21 protein-coding genes and 1 pseudogene are annotated in these 21,370 nt (G+C 55.0%); 12 read left to right on the forward strand and 10 right to left on the reverse strand.

Translation table 11 applies throughout. The features are described from left to right. Nucleotides 1-266: 266 nt before the first annotated feature. A complete protein-coding gene (locus DU506_RS12215) occupies nt 267-1,097 on the reverse strand; it encodes an abortive infection family protein (protein ID WP_114487209.1) in 831 nt (276 codons plus the stop codon). A gap of 123 nt (nt 1,098-1,220) precedes the next feature. Beyond that, entirely contained in the window at nt 1,221-2,351 is a 1,131-nt protein-coding gene (locus DU506_RS12220; protein WP_181870758.1) for a PDDEXK-like family protein, read from the reverse strand. A gap of 224 nt (nt 2,352-2,575) precedes the next feature. Here DU506_RS12220 and DU506_RS12225 point away from each other — a divergent pair, with 224 nt between their 5' ends. Continuing rightward, nucleotides 2,576-3,940: a hypothetical protein gene (locus DU506_RS12225; RefSeq protein WP_114487191.1), complete on the forward strand. Its 1,365-nt coding sequence runs from the start codon at nt 2,576-2,578 to the stop codon at nt 3,938-3,940. 564 nt (nt 3,941-4,504) lie between these two features. Here the strand turns inward: DU506_RS12225 and DU506_RS12230 are convergent. Beyond that, entirely contained in the window at nt 4,505-4,831 is a 327-nt protein-coding gene (locus DU506_RS12230; protein WP_114487192.1) for a cupin domain-containing protein, read from the reverse strand. A gap of 372 nt (nt 4,832-5,203) precedes the next feature. Here DU506_RS12230 and DU506_RS12235 point away from each other — a divergent pair, with 372 nt between their 5' ends. Both DU506_RS12235 and DU506_RS12240 read left to right on the forward strand, forming a co-directional pair. Beyond that, nucleotides 5,204-5,539 (forward strand): type II toxin-antitoxin system PrlF family antitoxin, encoded by a 336-nt coding sequence (locus tag DU506_RS12235; protein ID WP_114487193.1) that lies wholly within the window; start codon nt 5,204-5,206, stop codon nt 5,537-5,539. Continuing rightward, nucleotides 5,536-6,033 carry a type II toxin-antitoxin system YhaV family toxin gene (locus DU506_RS12240; protein ID WP_114487194.1) on the forward strand — a complete coding sequence of 166 codons (498 nt, stop codon included), beginning with the start codon at nt 5,536-5,538 and terminating at the stop codon, nt 6,031-6,033. The genes DU506_RS12235 and DU506_RS12240 overlap by 4 nt, the downstream gene beginning before the upstream one ends. Nucleotides 6,034-6,075: 42 nt before the next feature. Here the strand turns inward: DU506_RS12240 and DU506_RS21660 are convergent, their stop codons facing one another. Both DU506_RS21660 and DU506_RS12245 read right to left on the reverse strand, forming a co-directional pair. Further along, a complete protein-coding gene (locus tag DU506_RS21660; RefSeq protein WP_220254362.1) occupies nt 6,076-6,225 on the reverse strand; it encodes a hypothetical protein in 150 nt (49 codons plus the stop codon). Nucleotides 6,226-6,719: 494 nt separating this feature from the next. Continuing rightward, nucleotides 6,720-8,146: pseudogene (locus tag DU506_RS12245) on the reverse strand (IS1380 family transposase). Nucleotides 8,147-8,597: 451 nt separating this feature from the next. Between DU506_RS12245 and DU506_RS12250 the strand changes: the two are divergent. Beyond that, nucleotides 8,598-8,972 carry a thiol-disulfide oxidoreductase DCC family protein gene (locus tag DU506_RS12250; RefSeq protein ID WP_114487195.1) on the forward strand — a complete coding sequence of 125 codons (375 nt, stop codon included), beginning with the start codon at nt 8,598-8,600 and terminating at the stop codon, nt 8,970-8,972. Between the two features lie 54 nt (nt 8,973-9,026). Then, the gene (locus DU506_RS12255; protein WP_114487196.1) at nt 9,027-9,404 is read left to right on the forward strand and encodes a Rieske (2Fe-2S) protein; all 378 of its coding nucleotides are present in this window, start codon (nt 9,027-9,029) and stop codon (nt 9,402-9,404) included. A 103-nt stretch (nt 9,405-9,507) separates the two neighbouring features. On the opposite strand, the gene DU506_RS12260 is transcribed toward DU506_RS12255, so the two are convergent. The 5 genes from DU506_RS12260 to DU506_RS12280 form a co-directional block, all read right to left on the reverse strand. Next, the gene (locus DU506_RS12260) at nt 9,508-10,782 is read right to left on the reverse strand and encodes a CsgG/HfaB family protein (protein ID WP_114487197.1); all 1,275 of its coding nucleotides are present in this window, start codon (nt 10,780-10,782) and stop codon (nt 9,508-9,510) included. Further along, a complete protein-coding gene (locus DU506_RS12265; RefSeq protein WP_114487198.1) occupies nt 10,782-12,170 on the reverse strand; it encodes a DUF6844 domain-containing protein in 1,389 nt (462 codons plus the stop codon). Before DU506_RS12265 ends, DU506_RS12260 begins: the two co-directional genes overlap by 1 nt. A gap of 10 nt (nt 12,171-12,180) precedes the next feature. Beyond that, nucleotides 12,181-12,783, reverse strand: coding sequence for a penicillin-binding protein activator LpoB (gene lpoB / locus DU506_RS12270; protein WP_114487199.1), 603 nt, complete (start codon nt 12,781-12,783; stop codon nt 12,181-12,183). Nucleotides 12,784-12,873: 90 nt separating this feature from the next. After that, nucleotides 12,874-14,394, reverse strand: coding sequence for a COG3014 family protein (locus tag DU506_RS12275; protein ID WP_114487200.1), 1,521 nt, complete (start codon nt 14,392-14,394; stop codon nt 12,874-12,876). A 334-nt stretch (nt 14,395-14,728) separates the two neighbouring features. Further along, complete coding sequence (locus DU506_RS12280) at nt 14,729-15,193, reverse strand: LysR substrate-binding domain-containing protein (RefSeq protein WP_235825579.1); 465 nt, start codon at nt 15,191-15,193, stop codon at nt 14,729-14,731. Between DU506_RS12280 and DU506_RS12285 the strand changes: the two genes are divergently transcribed. From DU506_RS12285 to DU506_RS12315, 7 genes are all read left to right on the forward strand, one after another. Beyond that, complete coding sequence (locus DU506_RS12285; protein ID WP_415843675.1) at nt 15,187-15,837, forward strand: sodium-dependent bicarbonate transport family permease; 651 nt, start codon at nt 15,187-15,189, stop codon at nt 15,835-15,837. The genes DU506_RS12280 and DU506_RS12285 overlap by 7 nt on opposite strands. A 290-nt stretch (nt 15,838-16,127) precedes the next feature. Further along, complete coding sequence (locus tag DU506_RS12290; RefSeq protein ID WP_114487201.1) at nt 16,128-17,564, forward strand: CHASE2 domain-containing protein; 1,437 nt, start codon at nt 16,128-16,130, stop codon at nt 17,562-17,564. Further along, complete coding sequence (locus DU506_RS12295; protein ID WP_114487202.1) at nt 17,557-17,928, forward strand: hypothetical protein; 372 nt, start codon at nt 17,557-17,559, stop codon at nt 17,926-17,928. Before DU506_RS12290 ends, DU506_RS12295 begins: the two co-directional genes overlap by 8 nt. After that, nucleotides 17,925-19,442 carry a M48 family metallopeptidase gene (locus DU506_RS12300; protein WP_114487203.1) on the forward strand — a complete coding sequence of 506 codons (1,518 nt, stop codon included), beginning with the start codon at nt 17,925-17,927 and terminating at the stop codon, nt 19,440-19,442. Before DU506_RS12295 ends, DU506_RS12300 begins: the two co-directional genes overlap by 4 nt. Before the next feature lie 137 nt (nt 19,443-19,579). Next, nucleotides 19,580-20,632: an IS66 family transposase gene (locus DU506_RS12305; RefSeq protein WP_114487204.1), complete on the forward strand. Its 1,053-nt coding sequence runs from the start codon at nt 19,580-19,582 to the stop codon at nt 20,630-20,632. A gap of 57 nt (nt 20,633-20,689) precedes the next feature. Beyond that, nucleotides 20,690-21,106: an ATP-binding protein gene (locus DU506_RS12310; RefSeq protein WP_181870760.1), complete on the forward strand. Its 417-nt coding sequence runs from the start codon at nt 20,690-20,692 to the stop codon at nt 21,104-21,106. Further along, on the forward strand, nt 21,103-21,370 hold a 268-nt coding region (locus tag DU506_RS12315), incomplete at its 3' end, for a DUF6444 domain-containing protein (protein ID WP_235825583.1). The genes DU506_RS12310 and DU506_RS12315, both read left to right, overlap by 4 nt.

Raw genomic sequence — 21,370 nt, forward strand, 5'->3', positions numbered from 1 at the left:
AATAGATTTCCTGATTACGCATATGGCTCATTCAGCTTCAGCAGACTGCTATGGGATCGGCGGAGCCTTGGCCGCTACCATCAGAAAGCGCGGCATACAATATCATTTCTGTCAAAGCAACCGGACAAATTTTCTCCCCAGAACTGAGCACCATGAAAATTAATATGCCATTTATTCATATAGCTTCATTAAAGGCATAACGTCTGCAGCAAAGGAAAAATTGAAGCGCAGCGGAAATTTTACCCGTGTGCCAGCAATTACTAGCATTACTTTTGGGTCTTTCTCTCATCCCAAGTCTCCAAGACAAATAACGCTATGGTATGAGCTGAGTGGATAGCCAGCCGCGCATGCCTTGGCTTTAGATTATATATTTTTCGCCCTTGGCCATGAGCGGAGCTTGCATGCGTTCTAAACGCTCCAATGCCGTCAACTACAGACAATACGCCAGAAAGAATCTTTTTTAGATCGTGATCTTCCAGTACTCCTGGATCAAAGCCTAGGTCAGAACGTACAACCTTCCACACATTTTGGAGATCCTGCTTTTGAGGCATTTCCAACTTTTCATCTGCTATATATGTCTTGAAGATGGATTCAAGAATATTGCATGCGGCTGACACGGCCTCTCTAGGTTCAGAGTTTACGTTGGAAAGGGCTCTATTAAACTCTGCATCAATTGAGGGAATATCGCGCCCTTTAATCAGTTCGGCCAGCGATCGACTGGGTGCAGAACTACCATCGGAAATTATTCCGCCCGAAAGATACGCAAGGTTGCACCGAGAAAGAATTGCTTCTAGCTTGGTTTTGAACTCTTTCTTTACATCCACAGCAGGGGCGCCAAGCCAAGAGAATGTATCATTCCCCAAATCGGGCAACTCCATGTAACCCTCAATAATCCGGCCTAAAACAACCAAAGGATGCTTAGACTCTTTATTGACTCGCCGAAGCCATGCCTGAACTTTGACGGGCTTTGAGCCATCGGGTGGCTCGCCAGGGGCTTCAGCATACGAGAAAAGATTGTCCAAGCTGGCGTGTGTTTCGATGGCAGGCATGTTCTCTGACAGCACGGCTATGACTGGGGCTGGGATTTCCTTTCTCATAGGCTTACTCACATCTCTCTTAGAATACTTAACATCATCGTGCGCGCCGCATAACGAGAACGAACGCACATGCCGCCTATGCCGGACTGGCCGCTTTGGGTCGATATCGGTCATCTCTTGCCATTATGCAACCACATCACATTCGTCTCTCAACTTATCCAAGTGCCCACCATGCTGTAACAATTCCAAGGCTTCGCAACCGGCATCAAATATTCTTTCACGCTGTTCCTCCATGGTCTTGGAGCCGCGAAGAATTTCGAGTAGCGGTGTTTCCAGGTAGAGCGGGTGAAAGGTGTTGGGGTGTCGTTCTTTGGAATGGTCGTAGAAGGTCCACCGGCTATGTTGAGTGACTTCAGCTAGTGTGGCTTTTAAAACGCGGTAACTGTCGATGTAGGGATAATGCGGACGTAACCCATCGCTGAAGTCGAGTATCAATTGCAGTTTTATGGAATCTTCGATGCGGTGGTTGATTGTGTGATCGCTACCATCGATCACACAGCCAATGAAAATGCCCGGGCTCCACTTACGCTTGGCATCGGTACGGTGAAGCTCGATACCGAGTCGTCCCCAGCGCAAGCGCTTCATTACGGCTTGGTAACCTCCATTCACTGGCCAGTCCCTGGCGGCAAGGGGTGTGAAGGCCTGTTCCAGCTGCTGGGGCAGCTTGCCGGCCGTGGGAAAGTAGAGGATTGCCTCATGGGCCATGGGTGCTGCCGGCTGGAGACCTTCATGGTTCAGCAGGGCGAGAAAGCTTTCGATGTGGAAGCGTTCGGTTGCTTCTACCTCTTCGCCCAAGTACTGCTCCAGTGTGTCGTAGATATCACTCCAGCACAGACAAGCATCGGCTTCGTTGCTGTGTTGGTGGCGGCTGGCGGTAATGGCCACGACGCGCACTGCAGCGTCGGGAAATGCTTCCTGAGCCAGCGCACGGTAGCGCATGATCTGGCCGTCACCTAAACCCGACCACACCTTGTGTTCAAAGATTAGCGCCATGCCGGGCCAAGTGGCCTGCATATCGGGGCGACGACTCCCTAACCGGGCCTGAGTGCTCCATTCGATTTCTTCGTTGTCCCTGGGCAAGTCGAAATCCTGCCCCGCCGGCATTGTATCGCGAAGACGCGCCAACACTGCCTTCCTGGTGCCACTGCCATTACGCAGTAGCCATGCGAACACTTCGGTGACGAAATTTTCCAGGGAATCGCGGCCTTCACGGGGACGATATTGGCGCAGGCTCACCAGCAGACTGTTGTCCATAAGCATCTCCTTCATCCTAAAGGCTGGCTCTGGTATTATTTGGGCGAGAGGTTAAATAATCTAGTTCGTAGCACTTTAAAATTAAATCTACTTAATTCAAAGTGATTAAGCGTATTTCTTGTCGATTTATCGAGCGAGGGCGCCTCCTTTTCTTCGTCTCTCCTGACCTATCCGGCAATGCGGCCTACACTGAGTAGATGGTTTTTGCCTTGGGAGACACTCCTATGTCGCTTCGAGACGGCCGTTTGCTCACTCGCTCCCAACGCCTTATAGGCTGGCTGATTCTTACGCTACTGGCCTCTTTCAGTCCTCTGGCGAGTGCTTTCCATGATGGGGATGACCAGCCGCAGCATCTGGATATATATTCATCAGATGATGACGAGGTTCAACTGTTCGCCCGTGTCGTGCCCTTGACGGCGGAAGCGTCGGAAGAGTTCTTTGCCATTGTCAGCGGACAAGGCGAGACGGAGCGAGAATCCCAACTGACGCTGTATCTCGATTTGCTTCCCTCATCGCTCGATGGTTTGAGCACCGGCGACGTTCTGGCGGCAGCGGTGACACCACCGGAAAGACTGTACCACGAACCCTGGCAAGACACACTTTGGCAGCCAAGCGCAAAGGAACGATTAGCCTGGGATGGGCTGCTGCACCGCGTTATCGCCTTGGAAGAGATTGACGACGGCTGGCAACTTCGGTTGGAGCGGGCAACACTGGCCGATGCTATTGAGCAAGGCACGCTGATTATCGAGGCTAAAACGATGATCAGGTCAAGAAACGAGATGTTTGGCCTGGAACCCCATATCTACGCGGAAGGGGATCATTACCGAAAGGTCGGCTTGCATACCGCTGAGCTGCACTGCACTCCCGGTCGCTTTCAAGTCGATACCGTGGAAAGGATTGTATTTCCGTATGGTGTCGAAGCCGACATCGCCTACAGTGCAGTACTTCACCTGACATATGCATTGACGTTTGATAACGGCCAGGTGGAACGCGTCGAGCTCAATACTGATATCTGCCAGGCGGGCAGCCTGAAAGTGCGCGTAGAAAATGAGGTGGATGAGGAGTGGCTGCTCTGGAAGGAGCGGTCGCGCCCCACGGTATTCAGAGTGGGTTGGCTGCCGATCGTCGCCAGGGCAGGGGCCGGCCTTACCTATGCGCTTGAGACGGGGGCTGGCTTCCGGCAGCAGGAACCCGTGCTGTTGAAACATCACCTGCAGCGACAGACAAGCTGGTCACAGGGTGACTGGCGCTTTGACGGCCCCGAACTTACCCCGCCCGCCGTTCATGTGCCCGATCCTTCGCTATACATTGACGTCGAGACGACCAGCAAGCTGATACCACAACTCGAAATTATTCTTTACGGACTCGCCGGCCCCTATATTCAGGCGCCGGGAAGTACGACCCTTGGGTGGCATTCCAACCCTTCTGGCCCTTCACTACACGCAAACCTGACATTACAGGCAGGGATTCAACAAACCCATCCGGTCATCAGCCTCTGCAAGCAGGGCGATTGTGAGAAAATATTGGGCAGCTGTGAATGGCAGTGGGATTTCAGTCACCATGCCTTCAACGATCGTAAATGTGAGTAGGGGGAACTCTAAAGACCAGCCCCAAGGCCAGCGCACTGCTTACTAATCGGCAGGACACCCAGGTTAGACTTTAGGCGTTATACTAAGGTATAATGCATCGCAATATGAATGACGATGCGAGGCTTGCTATATGAATAATGCGACGGTGACATTTCCGACGATTTGGGATCAGCCCACAGCTCAAGGAACCGCCCGGAAGCCCTTCATTCGGCGGCTGTGGAAGGGATTGATGAAGCTTTCGGAAGTCCAGGGCCAGGCTCAGGCACGCCGAGGCTTCGATCCTTACGTATGATCCTGCGTCCCGAGCCTCGTGATTCTTGTCACGATATCGGATGTGTCAGAGTGATAACGCCAAAAAGCCCCGGGCTCACGAGATGACGCACAGCCTGCGCACACGGCCCCCTATATGGATTTCATTCTGAAATGATGTCTGGCTAGCTGTTTGGTCCCGAAGAGTAATGGTCTACGTTATGAACCATTATCGGAGGATGACCCATGGCTCAGGTTCTTCAAAACGTGCCAATACGATTCACACCGCGTCGTCACGACTACTGGTCAAATCCGTCATCCTGAATCGTCGGTGTCGTAATGAATAATCGAGAGCAGCTTGATGGGTACTTCTAACAGTTGCTCCGGCCCATGCGGCACGGCGGCATCGAATGCCAGGCTATCGCCAGGGCCCATCTCGTAAAACTGTTTGCCGTGTCGATAAAGTAGGCGCCCTTCAAGCAGGTAAATGAATTCGTGCCCGGCATGACTGAAGTTCGGGAAGACCTCACTGGCATCGTCCATCGTGATCAGAAAGGGCTCGTAACGCTTAATCGGCCCCTGGCGATAGCTGAGAAGGTGGTAGGTGTGGCCGACTTCCGTACCGGTGCGCACAACCTCCATGCCTGGGCGCGCCACCGATTTTGAAATATTAGAAATAAGGGCTTACGTTAATTCGTAAGCCCTTATTTTTTGCCTGTGACCACCCTGTGACCAAATCGTGGCCACAACCTCTTAATCACCTTCCCGATACGCCTATTCGGTTATGACCTTTGGCTTTTACTAGTCGCAGGCTTGGTCACACACTTTATTGGCGCATACCCTCATCAAAATTAATATTCGTTTTCTTTACAGATGATCGCATATTGGGAACCACACCAGAATAGGGTGTCGCGCCGGAGACCTATTGATTGCTTTCCCTGCCATTGACGAGGCAATGCGATTGCATTATTTTAAGTGCATTACTTTTGCATTGCCTTTGAGCGGAGGCCAATCATGAACACGGCCATTGAGGATGATTCCACCCTGACGGATCGCTACCAGACGACCGTTCCGGCATCGGTTCGTCGTGTGCTGAAGCTGAAACGCCGCGATCGGATTCACTACATGATTCGCCCCAATGGGGAAGTGGTGCTCACTCGCGCCCGCGATGAGTCCAGCCAAGACCCCGTGATGGCCAGCTTCCTAGCCTTCCTGGAGCGCGATCTGCAGGATCACCCGGAAAACATTCGTCCTGTCACTGCCAGCACCTTTGCCGAGGCCGAACGCCTGACGGCAGGCATCGAGGTAGATCTCGATGAGGAACTGCCAGAGGACGACGACGACACATGAGTCCTCTGGAGATAAACGGATGGACGATCTACGCACATCCGCTATTCCTGGAGCAGGTCGATGCGCTCACCAGTAAGGTGAAGCAACTCCAGGAAAAGGATCCACTCGGATATCGCAGCAAACCGGCCACCAAGCGTCTGGCGGCGATTGTGAAGCTGGCCAAGAACGACATTCCACAGGACCCGGCAGGCCCTCAGCATCGCCAAGGAAGCACCCTCGGGTCTGAGCACACCCATTGGTGCCGGGCAAAGTTCTATCAGCAGTACCGGCTGTTCTTTCGCTACGACCTTGCGAGCAAGATCCTCATCTACGCCGGGGTCAACGACGAATCCACCAAGCGCGCCTATGACAGCAAACAGGACGCTTACGCTATCTTCCGCAAGATGCTCAAGAACGGTAACCCACCGGATAGCTGGAATGACTTGTGGAGAGCGGCCATCAGTGATGGCGAACGCATCAAAGCGCTTCTGGGGGCAGAAGATGATGGGCCTTAATTTCGACATGTTGGGATTGGCACCTTGTTATCCATCCCCCAATTAGCCAGCCACATCATCAGCGGTCGCGTGCAAGCCGGTTACCGGGTAGTCTTCCCGAGCTCTTAGCGTGTCCTGCCCGAAGGTCTGTCGCTTTCCCTCACGCTGAACCGGCCACCATGGCTGGTGATGCTCAGGCATTATAGAAAACAACCCCACCTTTCCTTTACGTATAAATATTTACGCAATTTCTTTACGCATGCTAACTGCCCCTCCAGGGCTTCCTGGAGGGGCAGTTAGCATGCGTAAAGAAAACGACCGTTTTATATGCCTGCCGGTAACGGCCAAGAGCGGACGTTCAAGCTGTGCCCATATAAATTTCCGCTTAACTGTCAGGAATTGGGGCGCCAGCGGAACAACTGCTCCGAATAACAGTTGTTGTTATGAGCATGCCGTTCCTACGTCCCTTCTACACCCTTCAGCCCGCCTAATTCATCACGGCGGCGGTAGCGCCATTCTTTAGCGCTTTACGATTACGTGATGGGCGCTTTGTGGCTATCTGACGTCTTCTCGACGCGCGCACTATGCGACATCGTTATGCTGCACCCTGTTTTTATTGCTTTTCTTAATTGATAACAGTCACTTATCCACTGCGTGTTCTCAGCTATTCGCCGATTACTGCCCTTACACCATCGAGCTTGCTAACGTTAGTCTGGCAGCGGTCGCAGTCGTCGAATACCCGCTAACAGGCGTGGCCACCCTTTATCAGCCGCGACTCCCAGGCGCATTCGGATTTGCCGGGCATGCGTGGTAAAGGTCGCCGCGACTTTCAACACCTGTTCACGCAGTTTCATCAGGCTCCAGCCCTGCCCGGTATGTCGCTCCATTAAGCAACGCACGCTGTGCAGCACCTGGTAAGCATAGAGGCTCAGCAACAGGTTAGCCTGATTGCGCGCCATGACGTCCTGCACCGTTAAGTGCCCTCGATCTGCCGAGGACAAATGGAGATCAAGGGCCGACTTGAGTTCGCCCATGTGGGCTTCCGCCCTGCCGCGCTTGCGATAAAGTGCCAGGACCTTCTCCGCCGGGTAATGATAGCGACTGAGGTTTGTTACCAAGAAGAAGGCATGAGGCAGGAGGTCATCCGTTTTTTCCTGCACGATCAACACCACGCGCCGCGGAGACTCCCAACTGCCGGCCTGGTAGTCCAGGTCATGGCACCCCTCCCGCGGCGTCTCCGGTGGTCGCCCGTTTGAGATAGGGTGCCGCCAGTGTCAGCAACGCTTTATTGCTCTTTAACCGCCCCAGGTAGGCGATAGCCTGCGAGTCGAGCGCGCGTAGCGTTTCGCCATCGGTGAAGCCCGCATCCAGACGGACACGGAACTGATCCACGTCGCGATGGGTGCCTTCCATCAGGCGCTGAACGAGGTGAGGGATCCAGGTATCCGCGTTTTCTGCCGGGCCGGCATTCCCTTCTCGCAGTAAGCCGCCCACCATGTCACCGGTCTCAGCGATGGAGGCGACAAGGGGTGAGTAAATCCGGGTACCCGCATAACCGTTATAGGCACTGCCACCCTGGCNTACCCGCATAACCGTTATAGGCACTGCCACCCTGGCGACCAAAGACCTCGATGGGCAGCCCATCGATATCGAGGGTCATCGGCGTATTGGCCGTGTAAGGCGTGACGTCCGGCAAGCTGTTCAAGCGCCAGATCGCCAACCGTAATAAGCCTTCATGCACCGTATCGAGGTTATCTGGATCACTCAGACAGGTGATCAAGCGAGATAATGTGGCTTGCGAGGGGCGTGCTTCCTCCAGCGGTACCAGGCTTCGTGCATCGCTACACGCCAACCGCCAGAGCGGGTCGTGACCCAGTACGTCGGTATCGCTCAAGTCGCCCCATCCCATGGCTCGCTGCAGCACGACGGTACGGAGTTGGCTGGTCAGCGAGTGACGTACGCGCAAAGGATCACGCGGATCCACCAGGTGATAGTCAAGCGCGCTGATCACGCCGCTGATATCGAGCGCTTCGCGGAGTATTAATCCGCCAGCATCACTGGTGGTGGCATCGCTACTTAACTGGACATGAACGGCGCCGTTGCAGGTCGGCGACCAGGACGGTAATTGGCGAATGGTGCTCTAGGGTCAGGTTCTTGGCGGAACATACTGATTTACCTAGATAATACCATTCGCCATCCTTGTTTTCAGGCCTGCGTCATGAATAACCCAGGCTTAAACCTAAGCAGTATGCGTCGCATGACTACCGAGCTAAGCTGGATCAATACGAATTTCAGGTCTCGATGAGTCGTAAGGGGAATTGCTGGGACACTCAATCTAATCTCTTTATTGAGCATGCAGGTTCGGTCTGACTCGTGTTGGGATTAGCGTGTTTCTCTGCTATACCGATCCCGGCGGTAGTGCCTTTACCGACCGCGAGCTCTACTTTCCAAAGTCCTGGGACTTTGGCTTAAAGAGCGTGAACTGCCTTTCGTCTCCTCGTCGTACGTGCCTCGAGCCCCTACGGTGGAAAGAGTCAACGCTGGCATAGTGAGCTAGCCTTGAACTCTCCACCCAGGAGATAACCATGACCCAGCCGACGACACTTTACGTTTATTACGATGCCAAATGCCCCGGTTGCCGCCGGGACAGGCAGCGCTACGAACGGCTTGCAGGCAGCCAGGCGAAGGGTATCGAATGGGTGGATGTAACCGACAATGAAGCGCTACTGCGCGAGCGAGGGGTAAATCCGCAAGAAGCCCTTTTATCGCTGCACGTCGAAGATGAACAGGGGCGGATCTACAACGGCCTCGATACGTATATCCTGCTGATGAACCGTGCGCCCAGACTCAAGCCATTGGCCTGGCTGATCGGGCTTCCCGGCATCAAGCCAGTACTCAGCTGGTTCTATCAGCGCTGGGTCAAACGTCGCCTGGCCCGCCAGGGGCGCCTGCCCCAATGAGTGCGCTTATTTTTCTGAATTCATTGATAACCAACCAAGCATCGAGAGCAGCGTATGTCCCAGTCATGGCAGAGTTATCGTAGCGCCCCTTCCCCGGGCACACGCCTTGTAAAGGAGGAGGAGCTGCCCAACAGTACGCTTAGCCTCACATTGGAAAATGAAAAGGGACGTTTTCCACTTCTACTGATCAAGCTGGACTCCACGCTTGTCGCCTATGTCAACGCCTGTCCCCACCAGTACTTGCCCTTGGACCAGCGCGGCAAGCGCATCCTGAGTCAAGACGGCGAGATTCTGCGCTGCACCAACCATGAGGCGAGTTTCTCGACACGTACCGGCGAAGGCGTCGGCGGCCATGGATTGGGGTGTGCCCTGGATGCTGTGCCGGTCAGCGTCGAAGAAGATGGCTGGGTAGTAATCGGCAATCCTGAGTAGAAATCACCCATTGACAGCATGATATTTGCTGCCGCCGACTTATGCCTAAACGAAACTAGACACTGGCCGGCGGCGAATGGCATTGCATGTTGCAGAGTGAGTGTCAACAAGGGTCCATCGGCAAGCAGACACGTTCACGAGTACCGCGCAGCGCGGCACGTTCTGCTTCGCGGGTCGCTGCGCCGGTGGCATCCACACGACGCAGGACCTGGCCGTTGCCCGTGACTCCCCCATTGATAACACGGGCATGGGCGACTTTTTCGGCGACACGGGTGATCTCTACATCGGCCGCCCACTTTTCCTGAGCCCCAAGGCTCTCGCCATGATAGGGGTCGGAATAAGCCTTTCCGATATCGTAGACCGCCCAACGCTGGCCGGGCTTCACGATCATTCCTCCTTGATTGAGCACCACTCGGTCTCCTTGGCTTTCTACCACTCGCAGAGGGTAAATCACGTTAAGAGCCTGAAAAGTGAGTTCACTGCCAAGACCATCGAAGACTTGCTGGGTAAAGCCACCCGTGCCCGGCTTATCGATACCTAGCGATGCCAGGTCCGTACTCAGGGTATGGCTCCACATCACTTGGCCAGTAGCAGGAATCACTACACGAGCTTCCAAAGTAGCCACTCCCTCTCCCTTATGAGAGCGCTCACCAGTGACCGGATTGCTGACTTCGCGCATATCCATATCCAGCTCAGTCAACCGCGTGACGACCAGGTAGTCCGCCCCAAGTTCGCGACCTAACATGGCCTTCTCGGCCAGGGAGACATTTCCCGAAGCAACGAGGCGCTGTTCCGCCGCCATGGCCTGGCGCATGTCGCGATCCAAGATATTGAAACGACGCGACCCCACGAAGGCTTGGACAATGGATTGAGTGAGCCGCCGCGAGACGTCACCAGCTCCTAGAGGCTGTTCAGCCAGGCGCAGGGTGTAGGTATCGATTTCCACCGGGTAAACGGCGAGCCTTCGGCGATTGCTCTGGGCACCGCTACCCGGCACTCGATAAACCGGCACCTGTACCTCCAGCCGGGCCAGTTGTCCGCCGCCAGCAGCCGGCTGGACACTGACGACGCGGTAGCCGCTGATCAATCCCTTGCTTTTGACACTGGTGCCACTCTCGACACGCGACTCATAGGTAACCGAAGCCTCTCGCCCGTCACTATCGCGAACCGAGAGCCGATCCATGGAATTGTGCAGTTCCCTGCTGGCATTAACTTGGGCACCATGAACCTGTCGCACAGCATCACCCAAGGCATTGAAGATTGCATCTTCACGATTGATACCCGTGGCCTCGGCCTGCACGGTTCGCGTCTGCACCCCCGCCTGCAAGGAAAGAGACCAGCAAGTGGTCAGCAGTAGCATTAACATTCGTATCGCCATCACCACTCTCCGAATGCCCCGGTGGAGCGAGAGCTGGCGGGGGTTCCCGAAGCTGCGCCCGAACTACTGCCACTGGCCGCCGCCGCAGGCTTGGGTGTCTTACCCTGCGCCTTGGCTGAGGTGCCAGGCGACCAGTACTTCACATAGCCTAGGTAAGGATGACCGGTACTGGGGTCGGTGGCGTTCCACTGGCCCACGGTCTGCACACCCTGCAAGTGGGCATCGGCCTCGGATTCCAGAATGCTGTGAACCATCTTGCCCACGTTTTCCCGGGTCTCGATCTCGGAACGGCCATTGCCCCAAGTGTGGCGAACCTGCTCGCGCAGCTTGCGCTTGGTGCTCTCCTTCTCACCCTGCACGGTCATGCTGGCGAACTGCGCCAGCCAGCCGTCGGCCATCATCTGCGCACTCATGCGAGAGGCCTCCAGCTCGGTGCTGATTTCGAACTCGTCCATGCCGCGCACCAGAGCCGGCGCGTCCATGCCGAAGGAGAGCAAGCCGTAGCGCCCCTCGCTGTCGACGATCGGCTGTACGCCGAAGTACCCGAGCATCGGCGTGCCTTCCTTAAGCTGCGGCTTGAGGCGAGCTTGAATATCTTCGATGGGGATCGCCTGGCCAGCAGCCACGTCACCGGTGCGCAGCTGGCGACCGAACTCGCTGAAGCGATCAGACTTGACCACCACCACGCTGACGCGGCCATTGTTGACAGGCCCGTTGCCGCCTACTTCCTCAATGATGCCGAAGATCCCTACGCCGGAGAGCTGGCCCATGGCACGCCAGGTGGTGTTGGTCACAAACTCGTCGTAGATCAGTTGCTGGCGCTCGGCCACGTTGAGCTGGGGCAGCTGGCTGGCGTCGCCGCCCAACTCCTCGATCAGTTTGTCGAGCGTCTGCACCGAGGCTTCTGCCAAGCGGCTCGCCAGCGCCTCACCCAAGGCGGCGAGGCTAGTGGTGTCCTCGACCTCCTGGGGCAGGTCGTCCTTCATGAAACGGTCGGCCATGCTCTTGCCGATGTTTACCGAGTCCTGGGAGACCAGCTCGCCCATGGCCTGCAGGAAGGCTTCCTCGGTGGCGGTCAGGCGCGCCTGACCGAAGTCGATGCTGGTGGGGTCCGCGGGGATATCCTGAGAGGCGATCACCAAGATACCGCCCGCCGGGTTGCTGGCTGACTCGCCCTGCACCCAGCCGCGCCCCTCTAGGAAGGCCTGGATCTTCTCGTCGCTTTGCGACACTTCGTCGACCGAATAAAAGGGCGAAGGTGGCGTCGTGGCAGCGTCTCGTTGAGCCGCTTGGGCCTGCTCGGCCAATTCCTGCGCGGCCACCGGATTGGCAAGTGCCAGGCCCAGCAGCAGGGCGGCGACAAGAAGTTTGAGTTTGAACGTCGTCATCGAATTCTCCTTACCAGCTGACCGAGGCATTTGAGCCCCGCTTGATGACTTGAGTCTCGTCTTCCCATAACGCCAGGCCACTGGCCAAGTGCGTCAACGAGAGCTGCACGTAGTACTCCACCTGCTGTTCACGGCCGACCTTGCGGTTGCGTTGCAGAATCTTGCCGGAGAGGCTCAGGTCAGGCGCCTGCAAGGTGCCCTTTTTTTGCACGCCGCGCTGATCGAACTCCTCGGAATCACGCAGGGTGCGCGCGAGCATATTCATCTCATCTTCAGCACCATCGATACCTACCGCGGTAGTCGTGACTACCTTGCCGGAACGCAGTAGGTCGACCCGGATCTTCTTGACCAGCTGGTCGGTGTCCAGGCGCTGCATGGTGTCGTTGACGATGCGGCTGACCACCATCACATAGCGGCCCCCATTGGGATTATTCACCGCACCACTTTCCAACATCGAGCCCACCGACCCACTGGCGGCACGCTCAAAGTCGCGGTAGTCCAATGCCATACTGACGGCACCCTGGTCGTTATCCGGATCCACGTAACGGGTGGAAGTGGCACAGCCAGCCAGCAGTAGGGTCAAGCAGGTGGCAAGGACGAGAAGTTTGTTCATTTCTGGCTTTCCTGATGATGAGCGTATGAGCTAGGTATAGGGAATCGGAATAGGGAAAACGACGATACGCCAGAGCGTACCGCCCGTTATTTACGTCGCGTCAGCAATAAGGTCATCCGCGTTGCTGCTACCGAATACAGAGAGATGTTCTCCGCCATGGCGACCTTCAAGGTCGATAAGTGACACCTGCGCTGGACCTTGTTGGCTGGGTCGTTTGATATAAACCAGGGTGTAGGGCCACTCGGGCAGCTGGATATCACCTTGCTGGCCGTTATACCCTTCCAGAGTGAGACGACCGGATTCAGGGCGCGGCAGACTAGTCACTTCCCAGTGATCGGGAATGGCTTGCCAGCTGCGCAGATCGGCTTGGGTGGTGGCAGCAGCGAAGAGCGCCGAGCCTAGCTGACCCATGGCCCCAAGCTCCTCGGCGGCGGCATTTTGCATCAGAGCCTTGATAGCCGCAGAGGCTACGGCACGCCCCAAAACCGCGGGGAAGCGGGCCTGCATCTCGGTACGTACTACCTTGCCCATAGGAGAGAATGATTCGGGAAGGTACCGTGCCCCTAGATCATCAACCAGCTGCAACGGCTCGATGACCGGCTCGCGATCCGCATAGCGCGGCAGGGCAATACCGGTATAGGCCGGGCTAGTGGTGTTTCCGTGCAAGAGCAACAGGGGAACGTCGAAGCGAGTTTCTTTAGCCACTGGTCCCAGGCCGTTCTCGTACATCACCCATACCCGATGGTCGATTGTGTCGCGTGACTGCCGACCCGCCGCGAGAGCCTCCGCCATTTCGGCATCAGCAGCCAGTGCCTGGTTGCCGGGCGACATGGCAGCGACACGCTTCAGCGAGACGGTGGCCTTCTCCAAATCGCCACTCTCGCCACTAGCCAGGAAGAACAGGCCGTGCAGATAGGTGGCGGAAGGCACGATGAACTCTGGGTAAACACTCCACTGGGAAGGTTCACCATAGTGGGCCGCTACACTCTGTTGCAGGGCATCGCTGGCCAAGCTTTGCTGGATTGATTGTTGTTGCGAGCGTTGTTGCGACTGCTGCTTCCCTTTTTCTTGTTCAAGGGCGTCGCGTTGGGTGGCGATCTCCGCAGCAAAAGTTTCCACTGCACGACGTGTCCGGTCGTCGGCACGATTGAACTCGATACGGGCAAGGTCTCGGTTACCCTGCTGAAGGAAGGAGAGGCCTTTGTAGGTGTTCACCAATACCGTCTCGGCTAGCATCGGCGTGTAATCACGCTCGGCATCATTAACCAGCACTGCCATGCCACCTTCCAGCAGATCGGTAGCCAGCCCGCTGGTGTCATCCAGCTTCATGCCGGTCTCAGCTTGATCGTAGAGTGCGATGGCAGTGGTATGGTCGCCAGCCATGCGATGAGCCTCGGCTTGGTGAAGCAATTCAAGCAGTTGCTTATCTTCAGCTTTTTTCTTGCCCGTGAGACTTGGTTTGGGCTCCATGGCCTCGACGGCACCGAGATAGTCGCCTTGAACCCAGGAAACATTGAAAGCGTCCATCTGGCTACGCTGTTGATAGGAGGAACAGCCGCTCACACCTGCCACCAGGCCGATCGCGAACAATACCTTGATAGTTTGCTTCATTGAATTCCCTTGCGTTGTGCTGAATTGATTTCTTCTTTTCCGCCTCTGTGGGCAGTAGCAAGGGCAAACGAGGAGCCACGTAAAGCGGCAAAGGATTGGTTGTGGCTGGACATAAGCTCTAATAATAAAGCCGTATGTACGTTAACAAGCTCGCAGCCGATTCCATGGCGCTTCGCGGACACGCTCCTGTGCCCTCAAAAGGTGATTCGGCAGTACAGCCAAAAACTTTAGCTATTTCTCTATCAGTTAGACCAAATAACTACCCAATCTGAAGCCCATAACGCCGGATATGCGCGAATCACTAGAAACCAGAGCTAATTAAGGGGCCAACGGGCTAATCTTCTTCCAACCTGAACGGTAACGCCTCGAACAGCGTGGCCAGTTCGTTGCACACGAATCGCGGCTCGATCCACTCTTCCAGATGATCCCGGGTGTACTGCAGGAAACGCTGGGCCGGCTGCGGCAGGCGGCGATCGTTGCGTATTATCAGCTGCCAATGGCTTTCGATCGGCAGGCCCTGTACCCGCAGTACCGCAAGTTCGGGATGCTCCTTGGGCAGCACATGCTCAGAGAGCACCGCCACGCCCATCCGGGCCCTCACCACCACCCGAATCGCCTCGTTACTGGCCATTTGCAGGGTCGAACGCATCGCCAAGCCGTGCTCCTGCAGCCAGCTTTCCAGCAGCATCCGCGTGGCCGAACCCGGCTCGCGCAGCAACAAACGTTCGTTGAGCAGCTGTTCCATCGAGAGCACCCCTGGCGCTTGAGCCAACGGATGCGCGGCGGAGGCAATTGCCACCAGCGGATTTTGCCGTTGCGCTGGCTTACGTCGAAGCGCGCGACCTCCTGGTAGGCAGCGAGGTCACCCTGTATCTGGTGGCGATGGAGCTGCCCGCGATCATGATCGCCATTGCGCTGTTTCGCCGCCATCAAGGGGCCGAAGTTAACGAGAGCGTCAGCAAGCTATGGCACGAAACCCTGACCAACCGCGGCGTGATACTGCTGGGCGGCGGCGTGCTGATCGGTGCGCTCTATGGACCTGTCCAAGGCGGCGAGGTAACCGCACTGTTCACCAATGCCTTCAAGGGCGTGCTGGCGCTGTTTTTGCTGGAAATGGGGCTGACCGCCGCCCAGACGCTGCGCCCGTTGCCTTGGCACCACTGGCGCCTGCTGACGTTTTCCATCGTCACACCGCCACTATTGGCGATGCTGGGTATCGCCATGGGCGTGGCCCTGGGTCTGCCGATCGGTTCCGTGGTGATACTCGCGGCCCTGACCGCCAGCGCCTCTTATATTGCCGCGCCGGCCGCGATGCGCGCGAGCATTCCCCAAGCCAATATCGGCCTCGCGATGCTGGCATTGCTGGGCGTGACCTTCCCGCTTAACGTGATGATAGGCATTCCTTTTTATCACGTCCTGATCGAGAAAATAGCGGGTTATTGAACGGCTTTCATCTCACCATGAAAGCTCCAAACGTTTTGGAAATTCGGCGGCACGCTCGCCGCGCGGTTCTAACCAAGACGATATCTTCATCGATAACCAAACCGCCTCTCATCAGTCCTGGTGAGGGGCGAAGCTGTGTTGCTCAAGGGTGACATAGAGTCGATTCATGGAATCTCCCAGTTAGTTGATCTATGTCAGTGGTTTAAGTCCCACAAGAATGCAATCTCTTGTAAAATTCGATCTGATGTCCAGACAACAAGCCCAGAGTAGATATACGTCTAAAATAAATAATGAATAATCCAAAAAAAATAATAGCCAGCATATTGCACCGAGCAAAAAAAATTTATTTTTTCGTGACAAAAATAGATGTTTTTGTGGTGTTCAAGATAGCGGCTCAGACATTAGTCTTGCTCTTGGTGGGTTTAATACTTCTCCAGATCTCCCCCTTTGGAATCAGTGAGCGCGCAGACAAGTATTCTCAGGACCTTTTCAACCATTACATGGGTGACTGGCTTTATCCTGATACGCACCAGCATGATTCAGTTGTACTGCTGCTCACCGATGAAGTCATCGAGACCGAACTTCAAGGACGCTGGCCAGCCCCCTACGATTTTCATGGCAAGGTTCTCAATACGTTATTGCTGCATGACCCTGACTCGATATTTATCGATCTGTTATGGATGGACCGTGACAAACCGGGCCTCGGGTATCTATTAAAGGTGCTCGAAAAATACAAGCAAAAAAGCATTCCCGTTTATATGGCGGTAAAATCTCGCGATAGCTTCCTTGGCATCTGGCCCGAGCTCAAAGATCTGGTAATTCCTGTCTCAGCACAGATCGGCTTCGACCCTTCCGATTTCGTCGCACGCCAGTATCTGTTCAGCAGCGGAGAGCTTGAAACAGCCGCGTTCAGCATGGCAAAGGCATTAAAACCGGAACTTGGCAGTATCGACCCTGACGGCCGAATGGATATCTTCTGGGGAACCCGTGAGAACTCATTCAATATCTCCTGGATGGATATAGAACACCAGGAAAACGCCAGTTTCATGAATGAAGTGGCAGAGGGCTTCACCGACTTCAAAAGACGCCCCCCTTACAACACGACATTTTTTGTACGTGACCTGCTCAATCCGATTGCGGATACCGAGGCCAAGGCCATGCAAGAATTGCATGTTACCTTGCAAGGAAAACACATTTTTTACGGGGCCAATCTTTTAGGCGTTCAGGATATCGTTCTCTCGCCGACACGAGAAATCTTACCGGGCGTTTATTACCATGCAATGGCATTCGACAATCTACTCACCTGGGGGACTGCTTATAAGTCGGAAGTCTCCCAATCCTTGCCGATGTGGCAACTTGATCTTGCGGTACTGCTCCCTGTTGCGCTGATTGGAATTATTGCACATCACAATACTCGCAAAAATAATCAACTTGATAATGCTCGCCAACTTTCCCGCAGACGTCACCCTTGGTCTGTAATCATCAAGAACCTGTCGGCCAATAGCTTTTCCCATGTCTCGAAATGGCTGTTTAGCCTCCTCGCGTTGCTCTTTTGGATTGGGTTGTGCTCATGGATCGAATTTCGTTTTTTCAATGTATCAGCAGCGTCCTGGCTTGGTTATCTAGGTGTGATAACTCTTGGGTTCGCGACAGAAAAACTTGATCTAGTAGAGCGAGGCTCTCAATGGTTAAGTAAAAATATCTATCAGGAGAAGCAGCATGACTAGGGAACGGTACAAACAGGTGGCGTCTGCAATACTCATGGGGCTACTGGTACAGAGCACTTGTGCAGCAGAAACGTTAATGATCAAGGGAGTCAAGGCTGGAGTGACGGAAGTGGATCTCTTCGATCCATCAAGCGGATCCTATGTGCGCTCGGTGGCAGCCGATGGTATTCAATACCCCATTGATATTCTCGAAGATCAGCAGGGCATGTTCGTGATCGAGATCGAGGGCGAACGCTACACGGTAGGCAGTAGCTTTATTAACACTACCAAGACCTACAACGTCATTGCCGACTGCCAAAATGCCTTGAACACCAGCACGGTCGCCTCATCTCGCGGTGTAGCGGGAAAGGGGTGCGCCCAATGAAATCAATCATGTTGGTAAGCGCTTGTGCACTGGCTCTCACCCTTACTGGCTGTAACACGAATCCCGTTAAAAAATTAAGCACATTGATGCCCGGTAGTTTCGACGACGAGCAGACATACCTCTCTCAGGTGAGTACACATCACAAACCAGCTACAACAGGTATTGGAGTGAAAGCAGACCGGTTCCACGCCCAGAGCAACGGCCTTGGCCTTGTGGAGCATCCTGCCCTGGAGAACTATCTCAACCAACACCTCGACAAACTCAAGTCATCAAGCAATCTTAGCGACCTCGATGGGCGCGTTTACCTATCGGCCGAAGCCGGGTTCAATGCACGAACTTCCGCGGATGGAAATATTTATATCCCGATGGGAATGCTAAACGATATCGATAACCAGCATGAACTTGCGGCACTGCTGGCACATGAGTTAGTCCATGCGCTGCTTAATCACAATGATGCTGATCTTTTCGTGAACTTGCAGAAAAAGGCTGTATACACCGCATCGTTTGTCAGCTCCCTTACGAGCGAAGGGAATAACTTGCCAGCATCAGATACTCGACGAATCCGCAACATGCTAGCCATGACAATGGTTTCAGATGGATTCCTCAACCCCGGCTGGTCACGCCGCCAAGAACACGTTGCGGACAAGATTGCTCTAGATCTAATGGTAGCAGCAGGCTACAACCCGGAGGGCATGAACCTACTTCTGGCAAAAATACGGGCTTGGGATGAGAAAAATGCCAGACTCGCGGCTGAGAATGGGGCTAGGCGCCAAGCCTTACTTGCCGCTGCGAGCCAAAAAGCAGGGATCAACCTTGAAAAGCAGTTAGAGTCGGGATTAGACGATATAAAAAACAAGTTCAAGGGGTTCTTGAAAAGCTTCGCTGAAAGTCATCCCGACACTGAGGAGCGTATCGGCGACGCGGCCGATTACATTGCGCTCCATTACCGGCGAGCAGCGCGACCGCCAATGACGGGTAAAGAGTGGTCAGCGCTAAAAGACACTGCCCATACACAGCAGTTGATCAGTTCCGTTTCAACGATCAACGACGCCATGGAATTGTTCTACAAAGGTGAGGTAGATAAAGCCAGCAATGCAGCGCTTAGCACCTTAAACGACTATAGCCGCCAACAGAATTATATTCGCATAGCGCTCGCGGATATTCGCTGGGCTCAGAACGATAATGAATCCGTCCTTGCCAATGCTGAATACGGGCTTCAGGGGGCCTATCCAGCCTATGAGTTACATCTTCATAAAGGAAGGCTCGGTGCTGATGGTTTAGGCCCTGCGACGCTAGAGCAGCTCAACGAGATATTTACCGAGTACGGCAAGCCACCACAGCATTACACATCCTTGATTGAGCTTGCAGACTCCATGAATAACACCGTGCTCAGCGGCCAACTTGCCATAGAGTGCAAGCTCCACTACATGGGTGAAGCGGTGGCATGTAGCCCCGGGGAGAACGCAGAGGAGCAGGAAATAAGCTACGAGCGCACATTAGATACACTGCTCTGATGCCACTACGGTTCGCGGTTCTGCGCTTCTTGTCTTAAAGCTTTTGGTAACTATTCAGCAGGTTCCAGGCTGTACTCGCCAACCTGTTATTTCCTCTGGCATAGTATCGACATTCGGCAACTCTCTCATCAGATAACATGACCATCAGCGATATCAACGTCGACGAGGCCCTGGAACGTGTCAGGCAGCAGCTCAAGGAAGATCGTACGGTCTCACCTTCGCTGCGTGCTGCCATCGACGTGCTGATGCTGCTGGTCAAGTTGATGGCGGATCGGTTGGCGACCAGCAGTCGTAACAGCAGCAAGCCGCCGTCGCAGGACATGAACCGTGTGCGCCGTTCACGGGCTGCCGGCGAGCGCAAGCCTGGCGGTCAGCCAGGACATGAAGGCACGACATTAGTGCCCGTCGATGATCCCGACGAGGTCGTCAAGCTGTCTATTGACCGTCGAACACTCCCCAGGGGGCGCACCTATCGCACGGTCGGTATCGAGAAGCGTCAGGTCAAGGACATCCTTATCCAGTCGCTTGTCACCGCCAAACGGGGTCAGGAAGCCATGGATGCCATAGGCGTACTGCCCTTCGTGCAAGGTGTCTTGGTGCATGATCACTGGAAGCCTTACTACCGCTACACGGAGTGCCGGCATGCCCTGTGCAATGCCCATCACCTTCGCGAACTGATCGGTGTCTGGGAAAACGACCAGCAGGCCTGGGCCAAAACCCTGCATGATCTGCTGCTGGCGATGAACCAGGCCGTTGAAGACGCCGGAGGCAGACTCTCTCCCGACGCGGCTCGACGATGGCGAGAGCGCTATCGCCATTGCCTGGCGGAAGGCGACGTCGAGAGTCCACCGCCGGCCAAACCTCTGCTTGGAACCCGAGGGCGCACCCAGGCACGCAACCTGTTCGAACGCCTCCAGGCACGCGTGGAGGATGTGCTGCGTTTTCTTGAGGATTCCGCCGCGCCTTTTACCAACAACCAGGGTGAGCGTGACCTGCGGATGACCAAGGTCCAGCAGAAGATATCGGGCTGCTTCCGCTCGTGGGAAGGTGCGGAGATCTTCTGCCGGATGCGCAGCTTTCTCTCGACGTCCGCCAAGCAGGGCCTGTCGGCTCACGCGGCACTGGAGCAACTCTTTGCGGGTGAGATGCCCTTGTTCATGCAACGAGACGAGCGGAGTCAGGCAGCGTGAGCTGAACAGTTACATTTATTTTAGATATCTATTATTCAGCGCCTACAAGGAATGCAAATGAGCGGCCTGCAGAACATCATACTTCATCACTCCTATTTCACGGGTTTGAGGGTCGCCATCCCCTGTGCAGGGCACACCTATTTAGTCGGCACTAACGGTGCCGGGAAAACATCAGCTTTGCTCCTTATACCCATGTTTTATGGCAAAGAGCCCGCAAGCCTTGTTGTACAGGCAGCCGATAAAGGCAATTTCGTCAGCTATTACCTACCCAACGCGCAGAGCATGATCGTTTTTGAGTATCAGCGTCTCACGGGTGAAACCTGCTGTGCCGTGATATACCGCCATCGTCAAAACCAGTATGCCTATCGCTTTGTGAAAGGTAACTATTTAGCAGGTTCCAGGCTGTACTCGCCAACCTGTTATTTTCTCTGGCATAGTATCGACATTCGGCAACTCTCTCATCAGATAACATGACCATCAGCGATATCAACGTCGACGAAGCCCTGGAACGCGTCAGGCAGCAGCTTAAGGAAGATCGTACGGTCTCACCTTCGCTGCGTGCTGCCATCGACGTGCTGATGCTGCTGGTCAAGTTGATGGCGGATCGGTTGGCGACTAGCAGTCGTAACAGCAGCAAGCCGCCGTCGCAGGACATGAACCGTGTGCGCCGTTCACGGGCTGCCGGCGAGCGCAAGCCTGGCGGTCAGCCAGGACATGAAGGCACGACATTAGTGCCCG

The sequence above is a fragment of the Vreelandella rituensis genome (assembly GCF_003336665.1).
GTDB lineage: Bacteria > Pseudomonadota > Gammaproteobacteria > Pseudomonadales > Halomonadaceae > Vreelandella > Vreelandella rituensis.

Excerpts from the sequence above, each read along its gene's own strand:
- DU506_RS12215 (WP_114487209.1), bottom strand. The coding sequence starts at position 1,097 with ATGAGAAAGGAAATCCCAGCCCCAGTCATAGCCGTGCTGTCAGAGAAC.
- DU506_RS12220 (WP_181870758.1), bottom strand. The coding sequence starts at position 2,351 with ATGGACAACAGTCTGCTGGTGAGCCTGCGCCAATATCGTCCCCGTGAA.
- DU506_RS12225 (WP_114487191.1), top strand. The coding sequence starts at position 2,576 with ATGTCGCTTCGAGACGGCCGTTTGCTCACTCGCTCCCAACGCCTTATA.
- DU506_RS12230 (WP_114487192.1), bottom strand. The coding sequence starts at position 4,831 with ATGGAGGTTGTGCGCACCGGTACGGAAGTCGGCCACACCTACCACCTT.
- DU506_RS12235 (WP_114487193.1), top strand. The coding sequence starts at position 5,204 with ATGAACACGGCCATTGAGGATGATTCCACCCTGACGGATCGCTACCAG.
- DU506_RS12240 (WP_114487194.1), top strand. The coding sequence starts at position 5,536 with ATGAGTCCTCTGGAGATAAACGGATGGACGATCTACGCACATCCGCTA.
- DU506_RS12250 (WP_114487195.1), top strand. The coding sequence starts at position 8,598 with ATGACCCAGCCGACGACACTTTACGTTTATTACGATGCCAAATGCCCC.
- DU506_RS12255 (WP_114487196.1), top strand. The coding sequence starts at position 9,027 with ATGTCCCAGTCATGGCAGAGTTATCGTAGCGCCCCTTCCCCGGGCACA.
- DU506_RS12260 (WP_114487197.1), bottom strand. The coding sequence starts at position 10,782 with ATGGCGATACGAATGTTAATGCTACTGCTGACCACTTGCTGGTCTCTT.
- DU506_RS12265 (WP_114487198.1), bottom strand. The coding sequence starts at position 12,170 with ATGACGACGTTCAAACTCAAACTTCTTGTCGCCGCCCTGCTGCTGGGC.
- lpoB (WP_114487199.1), bottom strand. The coding sequence starts at position 12,783 with ATGAACAAACTTCTCGTCCTTGCCACCTGCTTGACCCTACTGCTGGCT.
- DU506_RS12275 (WP_114487200.1), bottom strand. The coding sequence starts at position 14,394 with ATGAAGCAAACTATCAAGGTATTGTTCGCGATCGGCCTGGTGGCAGGT.
- DU506_RS12290 (WP_114487201.1), top strand. The coding sequence starts at position 16,128 with ATGAATAATCCAAAAAAAATAATAGCCAGCATATTGCACCGAGCAAAA.
- DU506_RS12295 (WP_114487202.1), top strand. The coding sequence starts at position 17,557 with ATGACTAGGGAACGGTACAAACAGGTGGCGTCTGCAATACTCATGGGG.
- DU506_RS12300 (WP_114487203.1), top strand. The coding sequence starts at position 17,925 with ATGAAATCAATCATGTTGGTAAGCGCTTGTGCACTGGCTCTCACCCTT.
- DU506_RS12305 (WP_114487204.1), top strand. The coding sequence starts at position 19,580 with ATGACCATCAGCGATATCAACGTCGACGAGGCCCTGGAACGTGTCAGG.
- DU506_RS12310 (WP_181870760.1), top strand. The coding sequence starts at position 20,690 with ATGAGCGGCCTGCAGAACATCATACTTCATCACTCCTATTTCACGGGT.